The organism is Streptomyces sp. SirexAA-E (assembly GCF_000177195.2).
Taxonomy (GTDB): domain Bacteria; phylum Actinomycetota; class Actinomycetes; order Streptomycetales; family Streptomycetaceae; genus Streptomyces; species Streptomyces flavovirens.
The window spans coordinates 5229465-5241681 of record NC_015953.1; the positions used below are offsets into that span (position 1 = coordinate 5229465).

At 70.9% G+C, this 12217-nt stretch carries 8 protein-coding genes; 7 read left to right on the forward strand and 1 reads right to left on the reverse strand.

Annotated elements, in window-relative coordinates; genetic code table 11:
- Positions 1–18: 18 nt before the first annotated feature.
- The 6 genes from SACTE_RS23470 to cimA all read left to right on the forward strand — a co-directional run bounded on the left by SACTE_RS23470 (position 19) and on the right by cimA (position 8948).
- On the forward strand, positions 19–1131 hold the full coding sequence (locus SACTE_RS23470; RefSeq protein ID WP_014048507.1) for an AAA family ATPase: 1113 nt from the start codon (positions 19–21) through the stop codon (positions 1129–1131).
- Positions 1132–1187: 56 nt separating this feature from the next.
- Positions 1188–3929, forward strand: coding sequence for a DUF5682 family protein (locus tag SACTE_RS23475; protein ID WP_176724332.1), 2742 nt, complete (start codon positions 1188–1190; stop codon positions 3927–3929).
- A gap of 410 nt (positions 3930–4339) precedes the next feature.
- Entirely contained in the window at positions 4340–4468 is a 129-nt protein-coding gene (locus SACTE_RS35435; RefSeq protein ID WP_014048509.1) for a hypothetical protein, read from the forward strand.
- An 89-nt stretch (positions 4469–4557) separates the two neighbouring features.
- Positions 4558–5601: a 3-isopropylmalate dehydrogenase gene (locus SACTE_RS23480; RefSeq protein ID WP_014048510.1), complete on the forward strand. Its 1044-nt coding sequence runs from the start codon at positions 4558–4560 to the stop codon at positions 5599–5601.
- A gap of 269 nt (positions 5602–5870) precedes the next feature.
- Positions 5871–6974, forward strand: coding sequence for a branched-chain amino acid aminotransferase (locus SACTE_RS23485; protein ID WP_014048511.1), 1104 nt, complete (start codon positions 5871–5873; stop codon positions 6972–6974).
- 366 nt (positions 6975–7340) lie between these two features.
- Positions 7341–8948, forward strand: a complete 1608-nt coding sequence (gene cimA, locus SACTE_RS23490) for a citramalate synthase (RefSeq protein ID WP_014048512.1) — start codon at positions 7341–7343, stop codon at positions 8946–8948.
- Between the two features lie 13 nt (positions 8949–8961).
- Here the strand turns inward: cimA and SACTE_RS23495 are convergent, their stop codons facing one another.
- Positions 8962–10830: a ricin-type beta-trefoil lectin domain protein gene (locus SACTE_RS23495; RefSeq protein ID WP_014048513.1), complete on the reverse strand. Its 1869-nt coding sequence runs from the start codon at positions 10828–10830 to the stop codon at positions 8962–8964.
- Positions 10831–11135: 305 nt separating this feature from the next.
- Here SACTE_RS23495 and SACTE_RS23500 point away from each other — a divergent pair, with 305 nt between their 5' ends.
- Positions 11136–12110 (forward strand): LacI family DNA-binding transcriptional regulator, encoded by a 975-nt coding sequence (locus tag SACTE_RS23500; RefSeq protein ID WP_014048514.1) that lies wholly within the window; start codon positions 11136–11138, stop codon positions 12108–12110.
- Positions 12111–12217 lie beyond the last annotated feature (107 nt).

Sequence of the window (12217 nt, forward strand, 5' to 3'; positions counted from 1 at the left end):
TACCGAGAAAGGCCCGACATGTCCGACCTGCTGCGCGCCCCCGCCGAGATCAAGTACGCCGAGGAGCTGGACTGGCTGGAGTCGATCGACGACAACCCCAAGCCGTTCTCCTGGCGGCTGTCGCCGAAGATGGTCCGCCTGTTCATCCTGGGTTCCGAGCGGGCCGACGGCCTGGACCGGGAGATCTCCCAGAAGTGGTTCGGCGACCGGAGCTTCGTCGAGCGCTCCATCGTCACCCTCGCCTCCGACCGCGGCCTGCTCCTCATCGGTGACCCCGGCACCGGCAAGAGCTGGCTGGCCGAGCTTCTCTCCACCGCGATCTGCCGCAACTCCACCCTGGTGGTCCAGGGCACGGCCGGCACCACCGAGGACCACATCAAGTACTCGTGGAACGTGTCCATGGTCATCGCCAAGGGCCAGTCACGGGAATCCATGATCCCCTCGCCGATCATGACCGCGATGGAGACCGGTGTGATAGGCCGCTTCGAGGAGCTGACCCGCTCCACCAGCGACGTCCAGGACGCCCTGATCTCGATCCTCTCCGAGAAGTACATCTCGGTGCCCGAGCTGGACAGCGACAGCATCGTCTTCGCCAAGCCCGGGTTCTCCGTGATCGCCACCGCCAACAGTCGCGACCGGGGCGTCAACGACCTGTCCTCGGCCCTCAAGCGCCGCTTCAACTTCGTCCGCATCCCGGTGATGACCGACAGGAGGAGCGAGGCGGAGATCGTCCGCTTCCGCACCGAGGAGCTGCTGCGCCGCCACAGCATCGACCTGGACGTGCCGCCGACCCTGCTCGACGTGCTGCTCCAGAGCTTCGCCGATCTGCGGGCCTCCGCCGCCGCGGCCGGCAGCGACGACGAGAAGCTGGAGTCCGCGCTGTCCACCGCCGAACAGATCGGGGTGCTGGAGGACGCGATCCTGCACAGCAACTTCTTCGGCGAACAGGCCCTGACCGCCCACACCCTGGCCTCCTCGCTCGTCGGCTCGCTGGCCCGCCGCGAACCGGAGGACCTGGCCATCCTCAACAAGTACCTGCACGGAGTCGTCGAGCCGCGCAGCAAGGAGCAGGGCGGCTCCTGGCCGGAGTTCCTCCAGGGCGGCCGCGACACGATCGCCACGCTCTCGTGAGCACCCGGGACACGGCCGTCACGCCCCAGGACACCTTCACCGCGCTGCGGACGCAGATGCAGGAGGCCGCCACGGCGTTCGCCGGCGGGCCCGACGCGCTGGAGGACATCCTCCTCGGCCTCGTCGCCGACGTGGACCGCGCGGTCCGCGAACCGCTGGAGGTCTTCCCCGTCTGCCACCACTCGCCCGCCTCGGCGGTCGCGATGGCACGCCGGCTGCGGGAGAAACAGCCGAAGGTCGTCTACCTGGAGCTGTGCGAGGACATGGCGCCGCTCCTGACGGAGCTGCGCAACTGCCGGCTGCCGGTGGCCGTCCAGTCCTTCGCGACCGAGACCGACGGATTCCCGGCCGAGTGGGCGCCGCTGTCGGTGGTCGCACCGATCACCGAGGCCTCCGCCGAATACCAGGCCATCGCCTATGCCCTGGACACCCCGGGTGTGGAGCTCGTCCTCGTCGACCGCTCCTCGGACCACGTCTTCCAGTGGGACGCGCGGGCGCACGCCCCGGCACCCGAGGCCGGTCCGGACGCGCCGCCCGAGGACGAGGAGGCCGCGCTGCACGGTGACGCGGTCGGCGTGGAGATCGGCGACCTGCGGCCGCGCTTCGCCGAGCTGGAGGAGCACCTGCTGCGCCACGGCAAGGTGCGGCACTGGTCCGAGTGGTGGCACCAGTACGTCGAGCTGCCGCTCGGCGACAGCGACCACGACACCTACCGCCAGGTCATGCTGCTGATCGGCTCCCTCTTCCGCCGCCTGGCACCCGGCGACCCGCACCGGGTGCGGGTGGACGAGGACCGCGAGCGCTACATGTGGACCAGGATGCGCGAGCACCTGGCGGCCACCGGCACCGAGCCGGAGGACTGCCTCTACGTCTGCGGAGCCTTCCACGCGGTCAGCCGGGTCGAGGAGTTCGGGGTCCGGGGCAGCGACACCTTCGAGATCGGCCCGCGCAGTGCCACCAGGTGGCTGCACGGACTGATCCCCTCCAGCCACACCGCGATCGAGGCGCAGTTCGGCCTCGCGGGCGGTTCGGTGTCCATCGCCGCCACGCAGTGGGCGAAGAACCTCAAGCGCACCCGGGTGAAGCCCTACGTCCTGGAAGGCCAGAGCGGCAGACGCTCGTCCAAGGCCAGGAAGGCGGTGGCCGCCGCCCCCGGGCCGGCCGTCCCGCCCTCGGACAAGCTGACGGACTTTCTGGCGCAGCCGCCGGCGCTGGACCGGCTGGACGAGGCGGAACTGCTCGGCTGGTCCGTCGAGATCGTGCGCGCCGCCCGCCGCAACGGGTACCTCGCCTCGACCGCCGACGCCATCGCCGTGTTCGAGACGTCGATCCTGCTGGCCGGCCTGCGGGACCGGGCCAAGCCGACGCCGTACGACTTCCAGGACGCGGCCGTCACCTGTATCGAGAAGGACACCGTGCCCGGCCGGCGCGACGTCCGCCGCATCGTCGAGATCATGATGGGCGGCGACCGGGTCGGCCAGGTCGGCTACGACGCGCTGCCGCCGCTCGCCCGGGACGTGCACGACCGGCTGGCCCCGCTCGGCCTGAAGCTCCAGCAGCGCGGGGTGCGGCGGGCCCTGCTGGACATCGCCTCACGGCCCGAGCTGGAGGCCTGCTCCGACGTGCTGTGGATGCTGCGGTACCTGATGCCGCAGGGCGCGGCCCGGGCGATCATGGGGGAGCGGAAGCTGGGGGAGCGGCCCATCCAGGAGTCGTGGGACCTGTCCCTCGGCACCCACCAGCGGGCCCTCATCGAGCTCGGCTACGAGGGCGTCAGTATCGAGCAGGTCCTCGAACAGCGGCTGCGCCGCAGCGCGTACGCCCCGCAGGCGACGGCGGCGACCGTCCTCGCCGCCGTCGAGGACGCCACGCTGTACCTCCGCAGCCGCCGCCTCGCCGACGAGCTGGGCAACCACGCCCTCCAGGTGCTCTCCGCCGAGCGCAACGTCGACGGCGCGCCGGAGGTGCTGCGCAGGGTGCGGCGGCTGCTGGCGTACTACCGCACCAGCGAGCCGGTCCTGCCGCCCTGGATCGAGGCCTTCACCAAGGCCGGGTACGCGCACTACTGCACCCTGCTGCCCACCGCCTTCACCGACGACGACGCGGCCGTGCGCCACGTCTCGGCGATGCTGGGCTTCCTGTTCGGCATGGAGAGCCTGGCCCTGTCGCTGGGCTGCGACCGCACCCAGCTCGAGCTGGCCGTCGCCCAGTCCCATCCCCGGGACCCGGCCAAGACGGCGCTGCTGTGGGCGGCCCAGGTCCACCTGGGCCGGCTGACCCGGGCCGAGCTGCGCGCGACCTGCGACGGACTGCTGGGCAACCCCCTGGTGGTGCCCGCCTACCCCCAGTACCTCAGCGGCTTCGTGCACGCCCTGGAGCCGGTGCCGGGGCTCACCGACTTCGTGGTGGAGGCGGTGTCGAACGCCTTCGGGCGACTGCCGGACCCGGTGCTCCTGCCGTGGCTGCCGACCCTGATCAGCACGCTGCGCAAGGACGGTTCGGCGCTGGCCCCGCTGCTGATCCGCGAGGCCGGGCGGATCTTCCCCGGCCGGCTGGCGGCGCTGGACGCCTGGGTGCCGCCGTGGCTGGACCGGGCCGAGCCGGTGGATCCGCGTCCGGCGGGCACGGGCGGCCTCGCACTGCTGGCCGCCCATCCGGCGGCATGCGACGCGGTGGCAGGGCTGCTCGGCTGCGAGGGGGCGTGGGAGACGGCGGATCCCGGCGCGTCCGGCGCGGTCCTGGCCGGGCTGCACCCGGACACGGCCGCGGCACTGGAGGCGCTGCTCACCGGCGTGTGACGGCACCGGTGGCGAGGAGGGGGCGGCCCCCGGGGAGGTGACCCCGGGGGCCGTCCGCGCACCCGGTCAAAGGCACCGGGGCAGGGCCGTTCCGGACGGGGAGAAGGCCCTGGCCGGGGCACCCGGGGAGCTCCGGGCCGCAGCCGCCGTCTCAGATAGTAGGAAGTCCGACTAATTGTGGAGACAGATCGCTCCGGCTGTCCTAGCTTTGTAGAAGCCGAACGATTCGCGTGACCAGCGACCGGCGGTCGTGAGCGCGTGCCCCGAAGCAGGCAATCCCTGCGGCACCCGCTCCCCGCCCCTTCCGGCGCCTCGAAGAACCGGTTCCGACCGTCACGTCGTGCTTCGCCGCTGCGGTGTGCGGAGCCCCGAATCCCGCGATCCGCGCGATCTCAAGGAGTCGATCCGTCATGACCCAGACCACTGTTCGTCGCGTCCGCCACACCCCCCGCCCCACCGAGTCGGAGCGCAAGAACGCCGCCGCCGCCCTCCAGCGGGCCCTCGACCGCCGCGACAACGGCGGTTCGACCGGTCACTGACGTTCCGGGGGCCCGCTCGGGCCCCCGCCCCATGTCCGCATGATGGACGCCGGATGTCATGGGGTGGGACAGAAGGCTAGGGTGCATCCATGTCTCGCAGCATCGATCTCGCAGTGATCCCCGGCGACGGTATCGGCCAGGAGGTCGTCACCCAGGGCCTCAAGGTCCTGAACGCCGTCCTCCCGTCGGACGTGAAGCTGGAGACCAAGGAGTACGACCTCGGTGCCCGGCGCTGGCACCGCACCGGTGAAACCCTCCCGGACGCGGAGCTGGAGGAGCTCAAGGGCCACGACGCCATCCTCCTCGGCGCCATCGGCGACCCGTCCGTGCCGTCGGGCGTGCTGGAGCGCGGTCTCCTGCTGAAGCTCCGCTTCGCCTTCGACCACTTCGTGAACCTGCGGCCGTCGAAGCTCTTCCCGAACACGGCGACGCCGCTGGCCGGCCGTCCCGAGATCGACTTCGTCGTCGTCCGCGAGGGCACCGAGGGCCCCTACACGGGCAACGGCGGCTCCCTGCGTACGGGCACCGAGCACGAGGTCGCCACCGAGGTGAGCGTCAACACCGCCTACGGTGTCGAGCGCGTCGTCCGGGACGCCTTCGCGCGTGCCGCGGCCCGCCCCCGCAAGAAGCTGACGCTGGTCCACAAGAACAACGTCCTCGTGTACGCGGGCCACCTGTGGAAGAACATCTTCGACGCGGTCGCGGCCGAGTACCCCGAGGTCACCACCGACTACCTGCACGTCGACGCCGCGACGATCTTCTTCGTCACCCAGCCGGAGCGCTTCGACGTCATCGTCACCGACAACCTCTTCGGTGACATCCTCACCGACCTCGCCGCCGCCGTGACCGGCGGCATCGGCCTGGCCGCCTCCGGCAACATCAACCCGACGGGCGCGTTCCCGTCGATGTTCGAGCCCGTCCACGGCACCGCCCCCGACATCGCGGGCCAGGGCAAGGCCGACCCGACCGCCACGATCCTCTCCGTCGCCCTCCTGCTGCGCCACCTCGGTTACGAGTCCGAGGCCGCGCGCATCGAGGAGGCCGTCTCCGCCGACCTCGCGGAGCGCGAGGGCAAGGCCGCGCGCAGCACCGACGAGATCGGCGACGCGCTCGCGGTACGCGTAGCGAGCTGACCCGACGCCTCCACTTCGAAGCCGCCGGGTCGCAACGCACCCGGCGGCTTCACCTTGCGGTCTCCGGGTGCCACCATCGACCCCAGGACCGCGTTTCACGTCTCCGCAAACACCTCATTTCGTGCACGGCCGCTCGCGAGAGATAATCGAACGCGTGGCCGTGGCTTGCGGGATAGCTCGGACGTCCTACCACCTGTGCCGCACTGTGCGGACGGGAGCAGACGCGAGCGCGGTCCATCACACACAAGACCGGTGAAGGACACGCACTCATGACGACGCCCACGATCGAGCTCAAGCCCTCCTCCAGCCCGCTGTCCGACGCGGAGCGCGAAGCGATCCTGGTCAGCCCCGGATTCGGCCGCCACTTCACCGACCACATGGTGACCATCAGCTGGACCGAGGGCCGCGGCTGGCACGACGCCCAGCTCGTCCCGTACGGGCCGCTGTCGATCGACCCGGCCAACATGACCCTGCACTACGGGCAGGAGATCTTCGAGGGCCTCAAGGCCTACCGGCAGCCCGACGGCACCGTCGCCACCTTCCGTCCCGAGGCCAACGCCGCCCGCTTCCAGCGGTCCGCCGCACGTCTCGCCATGCCCGAGCTGCCCGTCGAGACGTTCATCGCGGCGTGCGACGCGCTCGTCCAGCAGGACGAGGCGTGGGTCCCGGCGCACGGCGGTGAGGAATCCCTCTACCTGCGCCCGTTCATGATCGCCTCCGAGGTCGGGCTGGGCGTGAGGCCCGCCAACGAGTACCTCTTCCTCGTCATCGCCTCGCCGGCCGGCGCCTACTTCCCCGGCGGTGTGAAGCCCGTCTCGATCTGGCTCTCCCAGGACCGGGTCCGGGCCGTCCCCGGCGGCATGGGCGACGCCAAGACCGGCGGCAACTACGCGGCGTCCCTCCTCGCCCAGGCCGAGGCCGCCGCCAAGGGCTGCGACCAGGTCGCCTACCTCGACGCCGTCGAGCACAAGTGGGTCGAGGAACTGGGCGGGATGAACCTCTACTTCGTCTACGAGCAGGAGGACGGCGGCAAGCGGATCGTCACCCCCTCCCTCACCGGCTCGCTGCTCGCCGGCGTCACCCGAGACTCCCTGCTCACCGTCGCCCGGGACCTCGGCTACGCCTCCGAGGAGGCCCGCGTCTCCATCGAACAGTGGCGTGACGACACCGCGAACGGCACCCTCACCGAGGTCTTCGCCTGCGGCACCGCCGCCGTCATCACCCCCGTCGGCACCGTGAAGTCCGCGGACGGCGAGTGGATCCAGGGCGACGGAACCCCCGGGGAGGTCACCCTCAGGCTGCGCGACCGCCTGCTGGACATCCAGCGGGGCACCGCCGAGGACACCCACGGCTGGATGCACCCGCTGGGCTGAGCGGCAACCCCCGAGGCCGCGCCCCGTACCCGGGCGCGGCCTCGCCGCGGGGACCGTCCGTCCAGGAGCGGACCTGACGCCCGCATCCTGAGACAGGGCGGAGAACGGGCGTGCGCCTGTGCAAGACTGCGGGCGTGTCCTCGTCCGCCATGATTATCGGCAGCAGGCGCGCCGGTCCGCAGTGACCGTCCGTACGACCACGTACGGAACGGCCATCGTGCCCCAGACCCGCGCGCAGACCTCTCGCACCCGCGAGGGGTTTTTTCGTTTTCCGGCCCTCACCTCGGCCGGGACGAGGCACACGGGATGATGGGGGCAAGTGGAGCCGATTCGTCCGGATCCGCTCACCGACAGGAGTCAGACAGCATGACCACCAAGGCCACGGCCCCCGACGACAGCTTCCATGTCTTCGACACCACTCTGCGCGACGGTGCGCAGCGTGAAGGCATCAACCTGACGGTCGCGGACAAGCTGACCATCGCCCGGCATCTGGATGCCTTCGGGGTCGGTTTCATCGAGGGCGGCTGGCCCGGCGCCAACCCCCGCGACACCGAGTTCTTCGCCCGTGCCCGGCAGGAGATCGAGTTCGAGCACGCCCAGCTCGTCGCGTTCGGCGCCACCCGCCGCGCGGGCGGCAAGGCCGCCGAGGACCCGCAGGTGCAGGCCCTGCTGGAATCGGGCGCCCCGGTGATCACCCTGGTCGCCAAGTCCCACGACCGCCACGTCGAGCTGGCCCTGCGCACCACCCTCGAGGAGAACCTCGACATGGTCCGCGACACCGTCTCCCACCTCCGTGACCAGGGCCGCCGCGTCTTCGTCGACTGCGAGCACTTCTTCGACGGCTACCGCGCGAACCCCGAGTACGCCAAGTCCGTCGTCCGCACCGCGTCCGAGGCCGGCGCCGAGGTCGTCATCCTCTGCGACACCAACGGCGGGATGCTGCCCGCCCAGGTCCAGGCCGTCGTCTCCACCGTCCTCGCCGACACCGGGGCCCGGCTCGGTATCCACGCCCAGGACGACACCGGCTGCGCCGTCGCCAACACCCTGGCCGCGGTGGACGCGGGCGCCACCCATGTCCAGTGCACGGCCAACGGCTACGGCGAACGCGTCGGCAACGCCAACCTCTTCCCCGTCGTCGCCGCGCTGGAACTCAAGTACGGCAAGACCGTCCTGCCCGGAGGCGCGCTCGCCGAGATGACGCGGATCTCCCACGCCATCGCCGAGGTCGTGAACCTCACCCCCTCCACCCACCAGCCCTACGTCGGGGTCTCCGCCTTCGCCCACAAGGCGGGGCTGCACGCCTCCGCGATCAAGGTCGACCCGGACCTGTACCAGCACATCGACCCCGAACTCGTCGGCAACACCATGCGGATGCTGGTCTCCGACATGGCGGGCCGCGCCTCCATCGAGCTCAAGGGCAAGGAACTCGGGATCGACCTGGGCGACGACCGGGCGCTCGTCGGACGCGTCGTCGAGCGGGTCAAGGAGCGCGAGCTCAAGGGCTACACCTACGAGGCGGCCGACGCATCCTTCGAACTGCTGCTGCGCGCCGAGGTGGACGGCCGTCCCCGCCGCTACTTCCGCGTCGAGTCCTGGCGGGCCATCGTCGAGGACCGCCCCGACGGCACCCACGCCAACGAGGCCACCGTGAAGCTCTGGGCCAAGGGGGAGCGGATCGTCGCCACCGCCGAGGGCAACGGTCCGGTCAACGCCCTGGACCGGGCGCTCCGCGTCGGCCTGGAACGGATCTACCCGCAGCTGGCCAAGCTGGAGCTGATCGACTACAAGGTCCGCATCCTGGAAGGCCGCACCGGCACCGAATCCACCACCCGGGTGCTGGTCACCACGGGTGACGGATCCGGTGACTGGGCGACGGTCGGCGTGGCCGAGAACGTCATCGCCGCGTCCTGGCAGGCGCTGGAGGACGCCTACACCTACGGCCTGCTCCGGGCCGGCGTCGAGCCCACCGACTGACGGGCCGGGACCGCTACCGGAGCCGCCACTTCTGGTTGGCGGCTCCGGTGCACGTCCAGATCTGGAGCCGGGCGCCGTTCGCCGAGGAGCGGTCCACGACGTCCAGGCACTTGTTCGCGGCCGTGTTCACCACGTCCCCGGTGGAGGCGTTGTACGTCCAGCGCTGCGCCCCGGAACCGTTGCAGGTGTACAGCTGGACCTTTGCACCGTCGGCCGTCGAGCCCGAGGTCACGTCCAGGCAGGCGCCCAGCACGGTGACCGATCCGTCGCCGCCGACCGTCCAGCGCTGGTTGGCCGCTCCGGTGCAGTCCCAGATCTGGACCGGGGTGCCGTCGGCCGAGCTGTTGTCCGTGGCGTCCAGGCACTTGTCGCCGATGCCGGTGAGGGCGCCGCCGGTGGCCGGCGAGCCGGACTGGGTGCCCGACCACGTGAAGGTCGCCGAGGTCCGGCCGGGCAGCGAGTAGGTGAACCTCTGGCCGCCCCAGTTCACCGTCACCTGCTGGGTGGAGCCCGAACCGTTGTACGCGATCAGGGCCTTGGAGCCGTCCGGGTTCCGCCAGGCGACGTTGGGCACCGTGGAGCTGGCGGTGGAGGCGATACGGGAGGCGCCCGGCCGGACGTACTTCGTCAGGTGGCCCATCGTGTAGTACTCGATCGTGTAGTCGACCTGACCGTGCCGGCCGTCCCCGTTGTGCACGGTGACCAGCCCGTCGCAGGTGCCGCAACCCCCGTTGTGCGGACCGCGGTTCTGGTCCACGGCCAGGGACCACTTGGTCACCGACTTCGCCCAGTTGCGGGTGTAGTCGATGATGTTGAGCATGTCCTCGCGCTGCTGGTCGGCGATCCAGGTGCCGCCCGAGTGCTCCGTCTGGAAGGCGTCCAGCTGCGGGTACTGGTTGTGCACGGACGTCTGCTTGGCGATGTCCCCGCCGTAGCCGTGCCAGGCGATCCCGCCGAAGTTCGGGTGGTCGCGCACCGCCGCGTCGTCCACCGTGGGAGCGGCGTACGCGTCGTAGCTGTCCCAGTTCCAGTCGTGCGCCAGGACCTTGGTGGGCAGGCCCGCCGACCGGAGCCCCGGCAGCAGCTCGCTCTTGGTGAAGTAGGCCAGTCCCGAGCCGTTCCAGCTCATCGAGGGGTAGCCGGAGCAGCAGGTGGGCTCGTTCTGCGCGGTGACGTAGTCGACCGGGACGCCCTGGTCGCGCCACGCCTGGAGGTACTTCACGAAGTAGTCCGCGTAGGTGCCGTAGTTCTCGGCCTTCAGCCAGCCGCCGTCGAGTCGGCCGCTGTCCTTCATCCAGGCCGGAGCCGTCCACGGGGAGGCGACGGTGGTGAGGGCCGGGTTGAGCTGCTTGGCCTGCTTGGTGAGCGGCAGGACGTCCTGGAGGTCGTGTGCGATCGAGAACTTCGTGAGGCCCGGGTCGGTCTGACCGGCCGGCAGGTCGTCGTAGGTGTAGCCGAAGCGCGCCAGGTCCGAACCGCCCATCGGATTGCGTACGAAGGAGAGTCCGATGCCCTCCGTGGGGGAGAACAGCTTCCTCATCGTCTCGTCGCGGGTGGCCTGGCTGAGCGCGCCGCTGCCCTTCATCAGCCACGCGGCGGTGTCCGTGAACGAGGCACCGCCGCCGGTGAACGTCTGGTAGCGGGTGTTCTCGTCGACGGTGATGTTCGTGCCGGAGCCGCCGTTGCCGGCACCGAAGGAGGTCGGCGTCTGCGCCTGGAGGCCCCGGGTGACGTGCCGGCCGCCGGAGTCGTCCGTGGTGGTCAGCACGATGTTCACGGTCTCGCCTGCGGCCTGGGCGGTGCCGGAGGAGAGCCCGGCCAGTCCCGCGGTCGCGAGTGCCGTCGCGACGAGGACTCTCGCCGCTCTGCTTGTCCGCATCATGTGGCTGCTGCCTTTCCTGGCAGGGGCGTGGGGGAAGTGCCGTCGAACGAGCCGTGAGTGAACTGCCATTGCGTGTTCACGTCAAGGGGTTCGTCCGTTCAGGAAATGAACGCGGGTCTCTGCGGAGCTGCCTCCCGGATCGGTCCGGACCAATCTCGGCGTGAAGTATTGACGGCTCTGTTCCAGGGCGGTTAACTCCAGCGGCAACGCCGGTACCGGTTCCGGTACCGGTTGCGGAACCGGTGCCGGAGTGTCCCGGCCGTCCGTCCGCTCTGCCCTGCCCCAGCCTTGCCCCCGGAGGCCCGATGCGTGTCACCATCGCCGATGTCGCCCGTGAGGCCGGCGTCAGCAAGACGACCGTGTCGCGCGTCATCAACCTCAAGGGCGAGGTGGACGGTTCCACGGCCGCCCGTGTTCGTGAAGTGATCGCACAGCTCGGTTACGTACCCAGCTCGGGCGCCGTCGGCCTCGCCCGCGGCAGCAGCCGCACCGTCGGGATGCTGGTGCCCTCGCTCACCTGGCCGTGGATGGGCGAAGTGCTCCAGGGCGTCGTCGACACCGTCGAGGCCGCCGACTACGGGCTGCTGCTGTTCACCTGCAACCGGGGCGCCGAGTCGGTGGAACGCTTCACCAGTCAGGTCACGGCACGCGCCTTCGACGGACTCGTCGTCGTCGAACCGGAGAACACCCTCGACCGTCTCACCGCACTGCACCGCTCCGGCCTGCCCATCGTGCTCATCGACGACCGCGGCCACCACCCCGAATTCACCTCCGTCGTGACCACCAATCACGAAGGGGGCGCGTCGGCCGCCCGCCACCTGCGGGCCGGCGGACGCACCAGACCCGCGGTCGTCACCGGACCCCGGCACTTCGGCTGCGTACGGGACCGGCTCGAAGGGTTCCGTTCCGTCCTGCCGACCGACCTGGTCGTCCCCGGGGACTTCACCGAGGTCGCGGGCCGACTCGCAGTAGAACAACTGATGTCCCAGGGGGCGGAGTTCGACTCGGTCTTCGCCCACAACGACATCACCGCGGCGGGTGTCCTGCGGGCACTGCGCGCCGCCGGCCGCCGTGTACCCGACGACATCGCGGTGGTCGGCTTCGACGACATCCCGATGGCCGAACACACCGAACCGCCGCTGACCACCGTGCACCAGCCCGCGCGTGAGATGGGTGAGGCGGCGGCCCGTCTGCTGCTCGCCCGCCTCGGCGGCAGCGCCCCACCCCAGCAGCCGCTCGTGCTGCCCACCGAACTGGTCGTGCGCCGCTCGGCGCCGTAGAGGGCGCGGCCGTCCCCGGACGGTCCGCGCCCGCCCCCCGCCCCCGACCCGCACGCACCCCGAGCGCCGGCCAGCCGGCCCCGCGGCGCGCAGATCCGCGAAACCCA